The 17,806-nt window shown below is 53.9% G+C and carries 13 protein-coding genes and 4 tRNA genes; 11 read left to right on the forward strand and 6 right to left on the reverse strand.

What is annotated here, in order from left to right; all coding sequences use genetic code 11:
- Positions 1–26: 26 nt before the first annotated feature.
- From rlmD to J1836_RS18260, 5 genes are all read left to right on the forward strand, one after another.
- A complete protein-coding gene (gene rlmD, locus J1836_RS18240) occupies positions 27–1,376 on the forward strand; it encodes a 23S rRNA (uracil(1939)-C(5))-methyltransferase RlmD (RefSeq protein ID WP_207252533.1) in 1,350 nt (449 codons plus the stop codon).
- 22 nt (positions 1,377–1,398) lie between these two features.
- The gene (ligA, locus tag J1836_RS18245) at positions 1,399–3,408 is read left to right on the forward strand and encodes an NAD-dependent DNA ligase LigA (RefSeq protein WP_207252534.1); all 2,010 of its coding nucleotides are present in this window, start codon (positions 1,399–1,401) and stop codon (positions 3,406–3,408) included.
- Between the two features lie 72 nt (positions 3,409–3,480).
- Positions 3,481–3,555: transfer RNA gene (locus J1836_RS18250), tRNA-Gly, on the forward strand.
- Between the two features lie 50 nt (positions 3,556–3,605).
- Positions 3,606–3,680 (forward strand) — tRNA-Gly (locus J1836_RS18255).
- A 34-nt stretch (positions 3,681–3,714) separates the two neighbouring features.
- A tRNA-Cys gene (locus J1836_RS18260) sits at positions 3,715–3,788 on the forward strand.
- Between the two features lie 82 nt (positions 3,789–3,870).
- On the opposite strand, the gene J1836_RS18265 is transcribed toward J1836_RS18260, so the two are convergent.
- From J1836_RS18265 to J1836_RS18275, 3 genes are all read right to left on the reverse strand, one after another.
- Positions 3,871–3,945, reverse strand: a tRNA-Arg gene (locus tag J1836_RS18265).
- A gap of 20 nt (positions 3,946–3,965) precedes the next feature.
- Positions 3,966–6,308, reverse strand: coding sequence for a mechanosensitive ion channel family protein (locus J1836_RS18270; protein ID WP_207252535.1), 2,343 nt, complete (start codon positions 6,306–6,308; stop codon positions 3,966–3,968).
- Positions 6,309–6,316: 8 nt separating this feature from the next.
- The gene (locus tag J1836_RS18275; RefSeq protein WP_242632913.1) at positions 6,317–7,414 is read right to left on the reverse strand and encodes a polysaccharide lyase; all 1,098 of its coding nucleotides are present in this window, start codon (positions 7,412–7,414) and stop codon (positions 6,317–6,319) included.
- Between the two features lie 108 nt (positions 7,415–7,522).
- Between J1836_RS18275 and pyrG the strand changes: the two genes are divergently transcribed.
- The 5 genes from pyrG to ispD all read left to right on the forward strand — a co-directional run bounded on the left by pyrG (position 7,523) and on the right by ispD (position 12,435).
- Positions 7,523–9,181, forward strand: a complete 1,659-nt coding sequence (gene pyrG, locus J1836_RS18280; RefSeq protein ID WP_207252536.1) for a CTP synthase — start codon at positions 7,523–7,525, stop codon at positions 9,179–9,181.
- Entirely contained in the window at positions 9,178–10,011 is an 834-nt protein-coding gene (gene kdsA / locus J1836_RS18285; protein WP_207252537.1) for a 3-deoxy-8-phosphooctulonate synthase, read from the forward strand. Before pyrG ends, kdsA begins: the two co-directional genes overlap by 4 nt.
- Before the next feature lie 18 nt (positions 10,012–10,029).
- Positions 10,030–11,310 (forward strand): phosphopyruvate hydratase, encoded by a 1,281-nt coding sequence (eno, locus tag J1836_RS18290; RefSeq protein WP_207252538.1) that lies wholly within the window; start codon positions 10,030–10,032, stop codon positions 11,308–11,310.
- Positions 11,311–11,378: 68 nt separating this feature from the next.
- Entirely contained in the window at positions 11,379–11,723 is a 345-nt protein-coding gene (locus tag J1836_RS18295; protein WP_242632914.1) for an FtsB family cell division protein, read from the forward strand.
- Complete coding sequence (gene ispD, locus J1836_RS18300; RefSeq protein ID WP_207252539.1) at positions 11,713–12,435, forward strand: 2-C-methyl-D-erythritol 4-phosphate cytidylyltransferase; 723 nt, start codon at positions 11,713–11,715, stop codon at positions 12,433–12,435. Before J1836_RS18295 ends, ispD begins: the two co-directional genes overlap by 11 nt.
- Before the next feature lie 83 nt (positions 12,436–12,518).
- Here the strand turns inward: ispD and glcF are convergent, their stop codons facing one another.
- The 3 genes from glcF to J1836_RS18315 are packed head-to-tail and all read right to left on the reverse strand — an operon-like array spanning position 12,519 to position 16,312.
- Positions 12,519–13,757 (reverse strand): glycolate oxidase subunit GlcF, encoded by a 1,239-nt coding sequence (gene glcF, locus J1836_RS18305; RefSeq protein ID WP_207252540.1) that lies wholly within the window; start codon positions 13,755–13,757, stop codon positions 12,519–12,521.
- Complete coding sequence (glcE, locus tag J1836_RS18310; RefSeq protein ID WP_207252541.1) at positions 13,757–14,830, reverse strand: glycolate oxidase subunit GlcE; 1,074 nt, start codon at positions 14,828–14,830, stop codon at positions 13,757–13,759. The genes glcF and glcE overlap by 1 nt, the downstream gene beginning before the upstream one ends.
- 12 nt (positions 14,831–14,842) lie before the next feature.
- The gene (locus tag J1836_RS18315; protein WP_207252542.1) at positions 14,843–16,312 is read right to left on the reverse strand and encodes an FAD-linked oxidase C-terminal domain-containing protein; all 1,470 of its coding nucleotides are present in this window, start codon (positions 16,310–16,312) and stop codon (positions 14,843–14,845) included.
- Positions 16,313–16,532: 220 nt separating this feature from the next.
- On the opposite strand from J1836_RS18315, the gene serS reads away from it, so the two are divergent.
- The gene (serS, locus tag J1836_RS18320) at positions 16,533–17,804 is read left to right on the forward strand and encodes a serine--tRNA ligase (protein WP_207252543.1); all 1,272 of its coding nucleotides are present in this window, start codon (positions 16,533–16,535) and stop codon (positions 17,802–17,804) included.
- The last annotated feature ends 2 nt before the right edge of the window (positions 17,805–17,806 follow it).

A 17,806-nucleotide genomic window follows, 5' to 3' on the forward strand; every position in this document is an offset into this window, starting at 1 on the left:
CTTTACAGCCGCAGCGGAGGCGGGGCATGAGCCGACACAGAAACAGAAAATCCAAGGGTGTACAAAACAGCCCCTTAGTCGAAACCACGATCGAATCCCTCACCCTCGAAGGGCAGGGCGTTGCTCACGTTGACGGCAAAACCGTGTTTATCGACGGTGCATTGCCGGGGGAAACCGTTGAATTCCGCTACACCTCACACAAGCAAAAGCACGACATCGGCAAGGTTGAAGCCATCCTCACGCCGTCGCCGGATCGTGTTGAACCTAAGTGCGAACATTTCGGCGTATGCGGTGCGTGTAGCTGGCAACACCTGTCACTGGATGCACAAATTAAGCACAAACAACGTGCCATGCTCAACAACCTCAAACACATTGGCAAGGCCGAACCGGAAACCGTGTTTGCGCCCTTGACGGCTGACGGCTGGGCATACCGTCGCAAAGCGCGTCTTGGAGCGAAATGGGTACACAAAAAGCAAAAAGCCCTCGTTGGTTTTCGCGAAAAAGAAGGTGGTTTCCTTGCTGAACTCAATCGCTGCGAAATTTTGCACCCTAGCATTGGTGAACACTTACTCGACTTCCAAGCACTGATTGCCAGCCTCGATGCTCGCGAATCTGTCCCGCAAATCGAAGTGGCTGTCGGTGATGGCGACAATGCTACCGCGCTGATTTTCCGCCACATGGAGGAGCTTTCTGAGGGTGACACCGAAAAGCTGTTGGCGTTTGGTCAGCAATTCAACTACCAGATTTATTTGCAGCCGAAAGGCCCAGAAACCGTCCATTGCATTTATCCTGAAAACCCAGAGCTGTATTACGAACACCCACAATTCAATACACGGGTTAATTTCATGCCGCTGGACTTTATCCAAGTCAACCAGCCGCTGAACCGTGCAATGGTGACGCGTGCGCTGGAATTGCTTGCGCCCGAACCGACCGATACCGTGCTGGATTTGTTTTGCGGCTTAGGCAATTTCACCCTGCCATTAGCACGAATGGCTGCACAGGTGATTGGTGTGGAAGGCGAGCAAACGATGGTGGAACGCGCCCGCGCTGCCGCTCATGCCAATGGCATCCTGAATACCGATTACCACGTGTGTAACCTGATGGGCGACAAATTGCAGCATGAACCGTGGTTGAAGAAAAACCGCTACGACAAGATTTTGCTTGACCCACCGCGTGCGGGTGCGAAAGAAATCATTGCCTACATGGGCAAGCTCAACGCGGGGCGGATTGTGTATGTGTCGTGTGACCCCGCAACGCTGGCGCGGGATACTTACGAGTTGGTGCATGAACACGGCTACCGGCTGGTTGGGGCGGGCGTGATGGATATGTTCCCGCATACCTCGCACGTTGAATCCATTGCGGTGTTTGAAAAATAAGAGAAATGACAAGGGAAAACCCATGCAACAATTACAACAACAGCTTGAAGCGCTCCGTGAACAACTGCGTTACCACAATCACTTGTACTACGTGCTGGATGACCCACAAATCCCCGATGTGGAATACGACCGCCTGTTTCGTGAGTTACAAGTGCTTGAAGCGGCGCATCCCGATCTCATTACCCCCGATTCGCCTACACAGCGCGTCGGTGGTGCAGCATTAAGTGAGTTTGGTGAAGTCAAACACGTCATCCCGATGCTGTCCTTGGGCAACGTGTTCAGCGATGAAGAATTGTTGGCGTTCGACAAACGCATTCACGACCGTCTTAAATCCGACGCAGCAACCGAATTCGTTGCCGAACCCAAGCTCGACGGTTTGGCTATCAGCATTCTCTACGAAAACGGTGTATTCACCCGTGCTGCCACCCGTGGGGATGGCGAAACCGGCGAAGATGTGACCCACAATGTGCGTACCATTGCCTCCGTGCCCTTGCGCTTGTTGGGTGAAGGCTACCCAACTGTGTTGGAAGTGCGTGGCGAAATCTACATGCCCAAAGCGGGGTTTGAAGCCTTCAATGCAAAAATGCGGGCGTTGGGCGAAAAAACGTTGGTTAACCCGCGCAATGCGGCAGCGGGCAGCTTGCGCCAGCTCGATCCGCGTCTGACGGCACAACGTCCGCTGGACATCTTTTGCTACGCGGTCGGGCAGGTTGATGGTGGCACAGTGCCGGATACCCATTACGCGATTCTGCAACAATTCCGTGTATGGGGTTTGCGGGTTTGCCCCGATATTCGCATTGTGCAGGGGGCGCAAGGCTGCCGCGACTATTTCCACGAGATTGGTGCACGGCGTAACAGCTTGCCTTATGACATCGACGGCGTGGTCTACAAAGTCAACAACATTGCCACCCAGCAGGAACTCGGTTTCATCAGCCGTGCGCCGCGTTGGGCAGTGGCACACAAATTTCCTGCACAAGAGGAAATCACTGAACTCGAAGGAGTTGATTTCCAAGTCGGGCGTACTGGCGCACTCACCCCTGTGGCACGGCTCAAACCGGTATTTGTGGGCGGGGTGACGGTCAGCAATGCGACCTTGCACAATATGGATGAAATTGAGCGCAAGGATGTGCGTGTCGGTGATTTTGTGATTGTGCGGCGGGCAGGTGATGTGATTCCTGAAGTTGCCAGCGTGATTCTCGAACGTCGCCCCGCTAGTGCGACACCGATTGTGATGCCCACCCATTGCCCGGTGTGCGGGTCAGAGGTGCAACGTCCCGAAGGTGAAGCCGTTGCCCGCTGTACTGGCGGTTTGTATTGTCCTGCGCAAGTCAAAGAAGCCATTAAACACTTCGCCTCGCGCAAAGCCCTGAATATCGACGGCTTAGGCGACAAAATGGTGGAACAATTGTTTGATGCGGGTTTAATCCGCCACGTTGACGACCTCTACAGTCTGGATGTTGATGCCGTCGCCGCGTTGGAGCGCATGGGCAAGAAATCTGCTGAGAATCTCATCGCCGCACTGGGAAGCAGCAAATCCACCACGCTAGAACGCTTTATTTACGCGCTAGGTATCCGCAATGCAGGCGAGGGCACTGCCAAAGGTTTGGCGCGTTATTTCGGCTCACTGGAAGCGATTCAAGCCGCCAACGAAGAAACGCTAAAACTCGTGCCTGACATTGGTGTGATCGTTGCGGCAAATGTTGCCCAGTTTTTCGCGGAAACACATAACCGCGATACCATCCAGCACTTGCGTGATTTGGGCGTGCATTGGGCGAACTACGAAGCGAAACCTGCCGAAGCTTTGCCATTAGCGGGCAAGACTTATGTGATTACGGGAACGCTCAGTCGGGCGCGTGAGGACATCAGAGCCGATCTGGAAGCACTGGGTGCAAAGGTATCCGGCAGTGTTTCTAAGAAGACCACCGCGTTGATTGCGGGGGAAAGTGCGGGTTCTAAATTGGATAAAGCACAGAGCCTCGGCGTGGATGTGCTGGATGAAGCCGCTTTATCGGTCTTATTGCACCGCCCATAACGAGAGCTGAAAAAAAACACTAACAGCAGTTGACAGCAACGGCTTCGATCATTATTATTCGCAGCCTGTTCAGCGGGAATAGCTCAGTGGTAGAGCACGACCTTGCCAAGGTCGGGGTCGCGAGTTCGAGCCTCGTTTCCCGCTCCAAATTCAAAGAAAGCACGCATACCATCCGTGCTTTTTGTAACAAGTCAAATGCGGGAATAGCTCAGTGGTAGAGCACGACCTTGCCAAGGTCGGGGTCGCGAGTTCGAGCCTCGTTTCCCGCTCCAATTTCTATCTGCACCGTGGTTCATCCACAACTCAGGCTGAATAGCATAGTGGTAATGTACCGGATTGCAAATCCGAGTACCTCAGTTCGATTCTGAGTTCAGCCTCCATTTCCTTATAAATCAATCACTTATCTAATCAAGCACATTCCTGCACTATCGTATGGGAAGGTTTTGCTGTGTCTGTGAAAAGTGGCGGCCCCAGTAGGAATCGAACCTACATCTACCCCTTAGGAGGGGGCCGTTTTATCCATTGAACTATGGGGCCAAACGGTGAGAGCGCGTATTCTAGCCTAAATCCGCCGGTTTGGCAGGTACTTCCTTTACCAAATGCACGGTACGCTGTGGAAACGGTATTTCAACCCCTTGATGGCGAAAGGCTTTGTCGATGGCGAGGTTTAAGTCGCTAATGACGGCCGTTTTGGCTTCTATATCGCGGATAAAGCAGCGCACTTCAAAACTCAGCGCATTATCTCCAAAGCCGAGGAAAAATACGTTAATTTTCATGTCAGTGCGCTCTTTGATAACCAACGGATGCGCATCGGCAGCTTCCCGCAAGATTTCCATAACCCGTTCGGTATCCGAGCCGTAAGCCACTCCAATCGGCAAAATGAGTCGCCCAAAATTATCGTTCAGCATCATATTGGTGACTTGCCCTGAAATGATTTCCGAATTTGGCACAATAATGTCGGAACGGTCAAACGTCTGGATGGTGGTGGAACGGATGCTGATGTCACGTACATAGCCTTCCGCCGCGCCTACCTTGATCCAATCGCCTCGGCGGATCGGGCGTTCAAACAGCAAAATCAGCCCTGATACGAAGTTATTGACGATGTTTTGCAAGCCAAAACCAATCCCGACCGACAGCGCCCCAGCGATAATAGCCAGATTCTTGAACTCGATGCCCGCGACGGACAAACCCAGTAGGATGGCGACTAGAATGCCACTATAACCGGATACCGTGGTAATGGCTTCACGCGCTCCTTTGCTCAAGGTGGTGCGGCGCAGCCAGCTTTCTGCCAGATTTTTCTTGAAGACCTGTGTCAAGCTGACTAAGAGTGACAGTACCAGCAAACCGCCAATAATCCGCAACGGTTCGAGTGTGAACCCAGCAATCTTGAAGCCGTTCGCGAGCGTAGAGAGCAGCAACGTAAAATTCTGCTCCGGCATCCCCCACAAGCGCAGCGACAAGATCAGGAATAGTCCCGAAACCACCAGTGTATTGGCGAGTCGCAACCACAGCAAACCGGGCACTATCTGTGTGCTTCTCAAGCCGAGTTGTTTACGTAGGCGTTGTTGCCAAGGGGTGCGTCCTTCATCAAGACCGTCAAAGATTTCGGTGGGGATTTTGAGTGATAGCCATGCTGCCAGCAGTAGGAACAACGTGCCAAACACGCCCGTAAACAGAAAGACCGCAAAATTGCGGTAGCCCAGCCACAGGCTTGCCACGGCAATCAGCAAGGCAGCGCCCGCCATCCAATGCAGCCGTGTGCGTTGGATGAAAAGGAAATGGTCGGACATGAGCCAGATCAGGCGAGCAAGGGCAAAACCAATCAGTGTGCCGATCACGACACGGATTAGCCCAACCAGACTACTGGGGGTGTTGACTTCGTGGCTGGCGGAATCCAGCAAGGGTGAATGAAACACGATGCCAATCAAAGTGGCAGCAATCAGCAGCCGCGCCCAAAAATACAATTGGTGTCCGGCTTGTTTATTGGCTGGGACTACGCCATCCACTTGCCCAGCACGGCGCAACAGCGAGTGCATTACGCCATAGCTCAGGCTAAACAGCAGCAACGCCAGCATGAATTGCAAGATAATCGGAACGCCGCAAGGGGAAAAGTACAGGGAAAGTGCCGCCACCCCTGCAAACAACGCAAATGGTAGAAATCGCAATAAGCTAATCCAAACCGCTGCCAGCGTGGGGCTGGTGGCGTGAATGGGTGGCATGGTTTCGCGGTATTGCCGCCGTTTTTGGATGCTCCAGAAAATGCCTGCGCTTAAACCAGTTATCCCGTAAGCGAGCGCGATCCACAGGTTTGTCCAGTTGAGCGGCAGACTGCTGAAGGTGCGCAAAATGCCGTTAATTTCGGTTTTCCATACGCCCGATTCTAACAAAATGATGGATAAATAGGTCAGCACCGAGGCAGCGGGCGCGAACAGTTGTTGTTTGAGCAGTGCTTGACGGGAGCGGCGGGTTTCTTCCAGCAAGGTGGTAGCGCGTAGATGCAGCAAGCGGCATTGCGACAGGGTTTTGTCGATTTGCTGTTTCTGGTCGGTGAGTTCTTCGCGCTTGCCTTTAACGTCGGCAGCATCGTCGGTATTGGCTTTGCCGAGGCTGTCGATGGCTTGCTGAGTTTGGGCTTGCTGCTGTTCTTGTTGGGTGATACAGGTTTGCGCCCGTTCTTCTAGCCCTACCGTGGTGGCGGTTAAGCTATCGAGATGGTTAATGTCTCTGCCACTTTGTTGCAGGAACGTTGTTTCGGCAATGTCCAACTGGCTGCTGAGGTCGTCCAGTTTGAGGTTGGAAAGCTCGGTTTCGGCTGCTTGTAATGGCAGCGCGAGCGTCAGGCAAGTCAGCAGCAGAAGCGTGCGCCAAGCGTGGATCAGGGGGGGGGTAAATTGGCTCATGATGAACTTCAGTGTGGCGTGACGGAGAGAGTGAAATCGTCCAGATACAACGCTAAATTGCGGGGTGGTGCCCATTCTGCCCCTGTGCCACCGAAGAAGACGGCGAACAGGAAGCGTTCGATCTGAAGATTGTTGCTATTACGGAAGCGTAGGTCGTGTTTGTCTAGCACCGGTTTGCCATCCAGCCACGTCGTGATAATGCCGTCACGTTTGCCGGGGGTGTTGAGGCGTACCAAGGTTTTGATGTGATACCACTGACCTTTTTCCACGGGGGGCATGTCCCACACGAGGAAGTCGCCGAAGTTTTTGGGTTGGTCAGGGTGATAGACGTATTGCCCCAGTTTGCCATCTTTATCCCACATCACGCGCACGCTCCAGCCATCGTTGCCGTTGGGTTTTACGCCGCCGACGCGGGGTTCAAAGCTGCCAATGCCGGGGAGTTTGCCACCGCGCACGAAGTCAAAATTTTCGGGGAATTTCACCCAGTACGAGTAATACAGGCTGTCAAGCTGTGCGCCGATGTGCGGTTTCCAGTTGGCGCAATCCTTTTCATTGACACAACCGGATGCGCCTTTGGGGAGTTGGAGGCGCAAGGCTTGCCCTTGGGCGTTGCGGGCTTCAGCACCGTTGACAATGCTAACGTTGTTTAAACCCATGCTCCAGCCGGGGCAGTTCCAGTCGCGGAAGTAGTCTTTTTCGGTGTAATTGCCGGGGGTGTTTTGGTCGAACGTGATGCGTAGCGGTTTGCCGGAGGTGAGCGGGGTGTTGCCATCACAATAGGCATTGCTGTGGAAGGCTTTGTAGTAGAGGTTTTCCCCTGCTTTGGTCGCGGCGCGGGTGGGGATTTGCATACTGTCGAGATACGCCCACACGGGGTGATGGGAGGGGGGGCTGGGGTTGCCGTTGTAGAGCACCAGTACTTTGTCCCACTGCTTGTCGTGAGGATTCCATTGCAACTTGGCGGCAAGCTCGAAGGGTTGCGCGGTGTTGGTGGTGGGGACTGTGCGTACCCCGCTCACGCTGTTTTCTGCGAGTATCACACTCGGCAAGAACAAGGCGATTAGCAGAGTGATCAAGGATAAATGTGAGTAGTTTGCTGTGTTCATGTGCCTTATCATAAACCAATGGCGCATTTCTTGCCTTAGCAAAACCCATCCATCTATGCTAGGATGCGCCCGCATAATTGTGACTCACACGGATGCGTATTTCCTCCTATGGCTCGATACATCTTCATTACAGGCGGCGTGGTTTCCTCACTCGGAAAAGGCATTGCTGCTGCATCATTAGGTGCAATCCTCGAAGCGCGTGGCTTAAAAGTCACGATGTTGAAACTTGACCCCTACATCAACGTTGACCCCGGCACGATGAGTCCGTTTCAACACGGCGAAGTCTTCGTCACCGAAGATGGCGCAGAAACCGACCTCGACCTTGGGCATTACGAGCGTTTTGTCGGCTTCAAAGCCAGCAAGCTCAATAACTTCACCACCGGGCGCATTTACCAAACCGTTATCAGCAAGGAACGGCGCGGCGAATACCTCGGCGCAACCGTGCAAGTGATTCCGCACATTACCGACGAAATTAAACGTTGTGTACGTGCTGGCGCGGGTGATGCCGACATTGCGATGGTCGAAATCGGCGGCACGGTCGGTGACATCGAAGCCATGCCGTTCATGGAAGCCATTCGCCAAATGGGTGTGGAAGAGGGCAGAAGTAATGCCTTGTTCATCCACCTAACGCTGTTGCCTTATGTTGCGGCGGCTGGCGAGTTAAAAACCAAGCCCACCCAGCACTCGGTGAAGGAACTGCGCTCCATCGGCATCCAGCCCGATATTCTGCTGTGCCGTAGCGAACGCCCGTTCCCCGAAAACGAGCGCAAAAAGATTGCCCTGTTCACCAATGTGGAAGAACGCGCTGTCATTTCTGCGGTAGATTTGGACAATATCTACAAAATCCCCCTGTGGCTGCACGCGCAAAAATTGGATCGCATCGTTGCCGAAAAATTTGGGCTAACCAATTTGCCAGAGGCTGACCTTTCCGACTGGAAAAATGTGGTCAGCTCAATGGAATTCCCCGAAGCGGAAATTACCGTGGCAATGGTCGGCAAATACGTCGATTTGACCGAATCCTACAAATCCCTGAACGAAGCGCTGACCCACGCGGGCATCCAAACGCATACCAAGGTCAAGATTCACTACCTCGATTCCGAACGCCTCGAATCCGACGACGAACAAGCCTTTGAAGTCTTGGGCAAAGTCGATGCGATTCTCGTCCCCGGCGGTTTTGGTAATCGCGGTGTCGAAGGCAAAATCCGTGCAGCCCAGTATGCGCGTGAAAACAAAATCCCGTACCTCGGCATTTGCTTGGGGATGCAGGTCGCGGTGATCGAATTCTCACGCCATTGCGCAGGCTTGGCTGGTGCACACAGCACCGAATTCGCGCCCGATTCGCCACATCCCGTCATCGGTTTGATTACCGAATGGCAAGCCGAAGACGGCACGATTGAAAAGCGCTCCCACGATTCTGATCTGGGCGGCACGATGCGCCTTGGCGGGCAAGCGTGCGTGTTGCAAGAAGGATCATTGGCTCGCACCACTTACGGCGCGGCGCAAATCGTGGAACGCCATCGCCACCGTTACGAATTCAACAACCATTACCGCGAGACGCTGGCAAAGCATGGGCTGGTCTTGTCCGGCACGTCCATCGACGGTAATCTGATCGAAATGGTCGAGTTGAAGGATCATCCGTGGTTCTTGGCTTGCCAGTTCCACCCGGAATTCACCTCGCGTCCACGCCAAGGGCATCCGCTGTTTAGTGGTTTTGTCAGCGCGGCACGCCGTTACCATGAAACCAAAACGAGCAGCAAACGATCATGAAACTGTGCGGATTTGACGTAGGGCTGGATCAGCCGTTTTTCCTGATTTCCGGCCCTTGCGCGATTGAAACCGAAAAACTGGCACTGGAGACCGCTAGTAAGCTGAAGGACATGACCACCCGTTTGGGCATTCCCTTCATCTACAAGTCGTCGTTTGACAAAGCCAACCGTTCGTCGCACAACAGCGCACGCGGTGTGGGCTTGGAAGCCGGTTTGCGGATTTTGGAGCGCGTCAAAACCGAGATTGGTGTACCTGTGCTCACCGATGTGCACGAAGATACGCCGATGGATGAAGTCGCCAGCGTAGTGGATGTGTTGCAAACGCCTGCGTTCTTGTGCCGCCAGACCAATTTCATCCAAATGGTGGCGCGTACTGGTAAGCCGGTGAACATCAAAAAAGGGCAGTTCCTTGCACCGTGGGATATGGGCAACGTGGTCGAAAAAGCTCGTGCTACGGGCAACCAGCAGATTATGGTGTGCGAACGTGGTTACAGCTTTGGCTACAACAACCTCGTGTCGGATATGCGCAGCTTGGCGATTATGCGTGATACGCAATGCCCGGTCGTGTTTGATGCCACGCATTCGGTGCAATTACCCGGTGGGCAGGGCAATGTATCTGGCGGGCAGCGTGAACACGTCCCCGTTTTAGCGCGTGCGGCGGTGGCGGTCGGCATTGCTGGGCTATTCATGGAATCGCACCCTGACCCCGCCAATGCCCTGAGCGATGGCCCGAATTCATGGCCGATGGATCGCATGGAAGAATTATTGATCACGCTGGTCGAGTTGGATCGCGTCATCAAGGCACAGAAATTGCTAGAAAATACTTTGTAAATTTATTGGGAAAACAACATGTCTGAAATTAAGTCAGTACGGGCGCGTGAAATCATTGACTCACGCGGTAATCCTACCGTTGAAGCGGATGTTATCCTCAGCAATGGCGTGATGGGTCGCGCGGCTGTGCCATCCGGTGCATCGACAGGTTCGCGTGAAGCAATTGAACTGCGTGACGGTGGTGCACGTTATTTGGGCAAGGGTGTCCAAACGGCGGTTGCCAACGTGAACGGCGAAATTGCCAAAGCCATTGCAGGCATGGATGTCACCGATCAAGGCGGTATCGACCGCGCCATGATCGCGCTGGATGGCACGGAAAACAAAGCCCGTTTGGGTGCAAATGCGCTGCTGGCAGTCTCTATGGCTACCGCTCATGCAGCGGCTAACGACCAAGGCTTGCCACTGTACCAATACCTCGGCAAAGCGGATTCCTACAAGCTGCCCGTGCCCATGATGAACATCATCAACGGTGGCGCACACGCTGACAATAGCGTGGACATGCAGGAATTCATGATCCTGCCCGTCACCGCACCAACCATGGCTGAAGCGATTCGTTACGGTGCAGAAGTGTTTCATAGCCTGAAATCCGTGCTGAAAAAGCGTGGTTTGAATACGGCAGTGGGCGACGAAGGTGGTTTTGCGCCTGATTTGTCTTCCAACGAACAAGCGATTGAAGTCATTCTGGAGGCGATTGACAAAGCGGGTTTCAAAGTCGGTCAAGACATTTGGCTGGGTTTGGACGTTGCCAGCTCCGAATTCTACAAAAACGGCAAATACGATCTGGAATCCGAAGGTAAGCAATTTAGCGCGGAAGAGTTCACCGCTTATCTCGAAAACTGGGTTAATCAATACCCGATTCTAAGCATTGAGGATGCGATGGCGGAAGGCGATTGGGCTGGCTGGGCGCATTTCACCAATGTGTTGGGCAAGCGTGTCCAGATCGTCGGCGATGATTTGTTCGTGACCAATACCAAAATCTTGCAAGAAGGTATCGACAAAGGTATCGCGAACTCTATTCTGATCAAAGTTAACCAGATTGGTACGCTGACGGAAACCTTGGAAGCGATCAGCATGGCGCACAAAGCGGGTTACACTACCGTCATGTCACACCGTTCGGGTGAAACGGAAGATTCCACCATTGCAGACTTGGCGGTAGCTACGAATGCTTGCCAGATCAAGACCGGCTCACTGTCGCGCTCTGACCGTATTGCCAAGTACAACCAGTTGCTGCGCATTGCCGAACAGCTCGGTAGCAAGGGCGTGTATGCAGGCAAATCAGCATTTAAACAGTTGGGCTAACCTTTCGGTTTAAATCTGCTATCCTCCTATGGCGGGCTTTGTCCCGCCATATTTATTTCTGAAATACCATGATTATGAATGTAACACGCCTATTATTTTCAGTTCTCGGTTTATTGGCTTTTGTGCTGTTTGTGCGCTTGTGGGTAGGTGCGGGGAGTTACCCCGACATCGGGCGCTTAGAACAGCAAATTGAGCAACAAAACAAAGCTAACGATGAACAAGCCGAAGTCAAACGCTTGCTGCAAATGGACGTGGTAGGCTTATCCAAAGACGATGAAGCCGTGGAAGAGCACGCCCGTAGCGAGTTGGGCATGGTGCGTGACGGCGAAACCTATTATCAGGTGATTCTACGCACCGACCCTGAAGCCACCGCACCCGTGCCACAAGTCAAGGCAGCCCCGCATGTTGAATAAGGTGTGGGTAGTGATTCCCGCTGCCGGAGTCGGGGCGCGAATGCAAGCGGATCGCCCTAAGCAATACTTGCCGCTGGTGGGTAAAACCGTGATAGAACATACGTTGGCGTGTTTTGCGGAACATCCCGCTGTGGCAGGGATCGTGGTGGCGATTACCGATGGCGACCCGTATTGGGCAGAACTCACGTCGATTGCGCTCAGTGAGCAAGGTACTATCCATACCGCTCCCGGTGGGTGTGAACGTGCTGATTCGGTGCTAAATGCGCTGGATTACTTGGTGAATACCTTGCAGGTGACAGCGGATACGCACGTTTTGGTGCATGATGCGGCTCGCCCGTGCTTGAGCCGTCACGATTTGGATGCTTTGTTGGCGGCTGGTGCGTCAGAAGCGGCGGGGGCAATTTTGGCAGTACCCGTGCGCGATACCATGAAACGTGCTCAAACGCATGGCTTGCGGATTTCCCACACCGAAGAGCGTAACGGTTTGTGGCACGCCCTCACGCCGCAAATGGCAGCGCTTGGTGTGTTGCGTGCAGCCTTGGCGGATGCGTTGCAGCGCGGTTTGGGAGTGACGGATGAAGCGTCCGCTTTAGAACACGCGGGTTTGCACCCGTTGCTAGTTGAAGGTGATGCTCGCAATATTAAAATTACCCGCCCTGCCGATTTAGCGTTGGCAACGTTTTTCCTCTCGAACGCATCCAGCGGGCAATAAAAAGCCCCGCATTGCACGGGGCTTCCCTTTTCCAATGATGCCTCTGTTTAGTAAGGCATCATTTCACCGACACTGAGCCAGTTTCATGCGCTGGTACGATCAAGCAAATGAATCCAGTGCATAACGGGCAAACTGCTGCCTTCCTGCAAATGCGTTTGGCAACCGATATTCGCGGTAACAATCATTTCTGGTGTTTGCGCGGTCAGGTTTGCCAATTTGTTACGGCGTAATTGCTGGGCAAGTTCGGGTTGTAAGATCGAATACGTTCCCGCTGAGCCGCAGCACAGGTGTTCATCCGCGACGGGAAGGAGCACGTAGCCGCAATCCGTGAGGATATTTTCTACCACACCTCGGATTTTCTGTCCGTGTTGCAGCGTGCAGGGCGGATGCCATGCTACACGCGTCGCGCTCGTGGGGGCGAGTTGCTGGTAGTTTTCTTTGATAATAATCTCACTAATGTCTTTGCACAGGTTGGCTATGCGTTCGGCTTTAATGGCGTATTCGGGGTCATGACGCAAGTGATGCGCGTATTCTTTTACCATCACACCGCAACCGCTGGCGGTGGTGACAATGGCTTCGATTGCGCCTTCTTTGCGGTATAGGTAAGGCCACCACGCATCAATATTGCGGCGCATGTAGTCGAGCGCATCGTCTGGCGCACCTAGGTGTTGGCTGACTGCACCGCAACAGCCTGCTTTGGGTGCGGCAACAAGGCTGATACCGAGTTTATCGAGGACTCGCGCCGTGGCAGCGTTGATGTCGGGGGACAGAGCGGGTTGTACGCAGCCATCCAGCACCAAAATCCAGCGGTTATGACGTGCTTTCGGCCATGTTCCGGCGGGGCGTGGTTCAGTGATTTTATTCGCCAATGTTTCGGGTAACAGCGGTTTGAAGGTGCGCCCCAGTTTCAGACCCAAGCCAAACGTGCTGCTATTGGGCAAGTAAGTGCGCAGGCGTTTACGCAAGGTGTTATCGGCACGCTCGCGCCCTGCGTGTTGTTCGGCGAGATTGCGCCCGATGTCGAGTAACTTACCGTATTCCACACCGGAGGGGCAGGTGGTTTCACAAGCACGGCACAGCAGGCAGCGGTCAAGGTGTTGCAAGGTTTTGCGCCCGCTGTCGGGCGTGTTTTCCAGATGCCCTTCCATCAATTGTTTGATGAGGTAGATACGCCCGCGTGGCCCCTCATTTTCATCGCCTAACAACTGATAGGTGGGGCAGGTGGCGTTGCAAAAGCCGCAATGCACACAGCGTCGCAAAATGTCTTCGGCAACTTTACCTTCTGGCGTTTGCCGCAAGGCGGTGAGTATCTGGGTTTGCATTACCAATCCTTGTACATGCGGCTGAGGTTGAAAATGCCGTGGGGATCCATCGCTTGTTTGAGGCGTTGTTGCACGTTGCGCATATTATCGGTTAACGGGTGGAACGGGTTAACCCCTGGCAAGCTGCCGCGATATACCGTGGCGTGACCGTCGCCTTTGTGCGCAATATTGCGGATCAGATTGACCGGAATATTGGTGTAGACCCAACGTTGCGAGCCACCCCATTCGACCAGTGAATTGCCTTCCAGACGGCTAATTACGCTAGTCGCAGGGGGGAAGGATAAACGCCAGAGAGGGCGGTCGTATTGCTGGAAAAATTCGTGCGTCTGGTTGCGCAACGCTTGCCAAAACTGGTCAGCATTATTGAGCGGTTCGCCGCCGATTTTGCGGTGCGAGGCAAAAACGTGGCTAGGAACACCGCTGAGGCGTAGGTACAAACAGCCGTCAAAATAGCAGGTAGCACTCAACGGGAAGGTGGATCGCCGCATGGTGGTGGTGAGTTCAAACGCTTCCTGACTGGGCATGTCGAGGGTCAAAGTGAGTTCGGTAACCGGGCGTGGCATGACTTTCAACGATACTTCCAGTATCACGCCGAGTGTGCCCATGGAGCCAGTGATCAGGCGCGAAATATCGTAACCCGCGACGTTTTTCATGACTTGCCCACCAAAGTTGGCGACTTTGCCGTAGCCCGTGATCAGTTTGACACCTAATACATGGTCACGTACCGAGCCTGCCCACGGGCGAGCAGGACCCGATAAACCGGCTGCGACTACGCCGCCAATGGTGGAGGCGGGGCTGAAGCAGGGCGGTTCAAACGCCAGCATTTGTCCGTTGGCGGCAAGTAGGGCTTCGATGTCTTGCAGTGGCGTGCCTGCGCGGGCGGTGATGCACAATTCCGAGGGTTCGTAGCTAATCACGCCGGTATGCGGCGACACGTTGAGGGCTGTGCCGCTGGTTTCATTGCCGTAAAAGGCTTTGCTACCGCCACCGATAATGGCTAAGGGTTGCTGCGCCGCAAGGGCTGCGGCGACCTGTGCTTGCAATGTCGAGGTTATATCGTTATCTGCGATCATGTCAGGCCCGAATCAAAATCTTGGCAGTTCAGGATGGGAAAGCTGTCCGTGATGGACGTGCATTGCACCCAGTTCTGCACAACGGTGCAAGGTAGGAACAGCTTTTCCGGGGTTTAATAATTCGTCAGGGTCGAACGCGCGTTTGACGGCATGGAAGACTTCGAGTTCTGCTTCGCCAAATTGCACACACATCGAGTCCAGCTTTTCATGCCCAACGCCGTGTTCACCCGTGATAGAACCACCGACTTTAACACATAACGCCAGAATATCAGCACCGAAACGTTCGGCTTTTTCGAGTTCGCCGGGGCGATTGGCATCGTAAAGGATGAGCGGATGCAGGTTGCCATCCCCCGCATGGAAGACGTTGGCAACACCTAGCCCGTAGATTTGCGAGAAATCGTTAATTTTTTGCAGGACATGCGCGAGGTGCTTGCGCGGGATCGTGCCATCCATGCAGTAATAGTCGGGGGAAATGCGCCCTACGGCGGGGAAGGCGGATTTGCGTCCTGCCCATAGCCGTGCGCGTTCGGTAGCGGTTTTGGCAATGTGAATCGTGCCTGCGTGGTGGGCTTTGAGGATGGCGCTGACGCGGCTTACTTGGTCGCTCACTGCGTCTTCCGTGCCATCGAGTTCGCACAGCAAGATGGCGTTAGCGTCGAGCGGGTAGCCTGCGTGGATGAAGTCTTCGGCGGCGCGAATCGCGGGTTTATCCATCATTTCCAAGCCAGCGGGAATAATGCCTCGGCTGATAATGGCGGCTACCGCATCGCCTGCGTCTTTGATGGCGGCAAAGTCTGCCATTAATACTTGCACGGTTTCAGGTTTGACGGTGAGTTTCACCATCACTTCAACCACGATGCCTAACATGCCTTCTGAGCCGGTCATGAGGGCGAGCAGGTCGTAGCCGGGGGTGTCTTGGCGGTCATTGCCGATGGTAAGCAATTCGCCCTCGATGGTGACGACTTTGATTTCGAGGATATTGTGGACGGTTAAGCCGTACTTGAGGCAATGCACCCCGCCGGAATTTTCCGCGACATTGCCGCCAATCGAGCAGGCAATTTGTGAGGAAGGGTCGGGGGCGTAAAACAAGCCGAGGTGATCGACCGCTTGGCTAATCGCGAGATTGCGTACACCGGGCTGGACGCGTGCGTGCAGGTTGGCGGTGTCGATGGCGAGGATTTGCTTGAAACGGGCAAGGCTTAACACGATGCCATCTGCGTGGGGGAGTGCGCCGCCGGATAAGCCTGTGCCTGCACCGCGTGCGACCACGGGAATTTTCAGGCGCGAACAGGTTTTCATGATCAGTTGCACTTGTTCGGTGGTGGTTGGCAGCACCACCGCCAGCGGCAAATGACGGTACGCGGTCAGACCATCACACTCGTAGGGGTGCAAATCTTCCTTCGCCGTGAGAATCGCTTCGGGCGGTAAAATGTCGTTGAGTTGCCGGAGCAACTGACGTTTGGGGTCTGTGGCAGTGTTCACGAATGGGCTGACCTTGTTGTAACGAGGGGCTAATGTAGCGTATTTCCAACAAAAACTGAATTTTAGCTGGATTTTTGGGGAATTGGGATGTATCTGATAGGCGGATACCTCTTATCCGATGACCGATGATGATGGTCTGCACCTCTGTCAAGTGTTGTGTGTCGAATGGTAATCTGGGTTAAGATAGCGCCTTTCTGAATGCCCTCACGGAACAAGAGTTATGCTAGACCCAAAACGCCTAAGAACAGAACTAGAAGAAACAGCCGCACAATTGGCACGGCGCGGTTTCAAGCTAGATGTCGACACCATCCGCAGCGTGGAAGAACGTCGCAAATCCCTGCAAATTGAAACCCAAAATCTGCAAAATGAGCGTAACTCGCGTTCCAAAACCATCGGTCAAGCCAAAGCAAAAGGCGAAGACATTGCGCCATTGCTGGCAGAAGTGGCGAATATGGGCGATACGCTTAAAACCAAAGAGCAAGAGCTGGCGCGTTTGCAAAGCGAACTCGATGCTATCGTGATGGGTATTCCTAACCTGCTGGATGCGTCCGTGCCGGATGGTAAAGATGAAAATGCCAACGTCGAAATCCGCCGCTGGGGTGAACCCACCGCAATGGATTTCATACCAAAAGACCACGTAGACCTCGGTTTGCCCAACGGTTGGATGGATTTTGATGCGGGCGCAAAACTCACCGGCTCACGCTTCGTGGTGATGCGCGGCGCAATGGCACGGATGCACCGCGCCCTGATCCAGTTCATGCTCGATACACACACCCAAGAACACGGCTATACCGAAGCCTACGTACCCTACATGGTGAATGCGGATAGCCTGCGCGGCACAGGGCAATTGCCCAAGTTTGCCGAAGACCTCTTCAAGCTGGAAGGCGAGCAAGGTTACTACCTGATTCCTACCGCTGAAGTGCCTGTCACCAATCTGGCGCGTGACACCATCGTGGATGCGGCGGAATTGCCCGTGAAATACGCGTGCCACACGCCCTGTTTCCGTTCCGAAGCGGGATCTTACGGCAAGGATACGCGTGGGCTAATTCGCCAACACCAGTTTGAAAAAGTCGAAATGGTGCAATTGGTGCGCCCTGAAGAATCGTGGGCAGCGCTCGAAACCCTCACCGGACACGCTGAAGCGATTCTGCAAAAACTCGGCTTGCCGTACCGCGTGATCGTCTTGTGTGCAGGTGATACTGGCTTTTCCTCAGCGAAAACCTACGATATTGAAGTGTGGTTGCCCGGTCAGCAAAAATACCGTGAGATTTCGTCTTGCTCATGCTTTGGGGATTTCCAAGCACGCCGCATGATGGCACGTTACCGTAACCCAGAAACCGGCAAGCCTGAATTGCTGCATACCTTGAATGGTTCGGGGTTGGCGGTTGGGCGCACGTTAGTCGCGGTGCTGGAAAATTATCAGGAAGCGGATGGGCGTATTCGCATCCCAACTGCCTTGCGTGGCTACATGGGTAATGCCGAGTATCTGTGAGA

The sequence above is a fragment of the Thiothrix fructosivorans genome, assembly GCF_017349355.1.
In the GTDB taxonomy this organism is placed as follows: domain Bacteria; phylum Pseudomonadota; class Gammaproteobacteria; order Thiotrichales; family Thiotrichaceae; genus Thiothrix; species Thiothrix fructosivorans.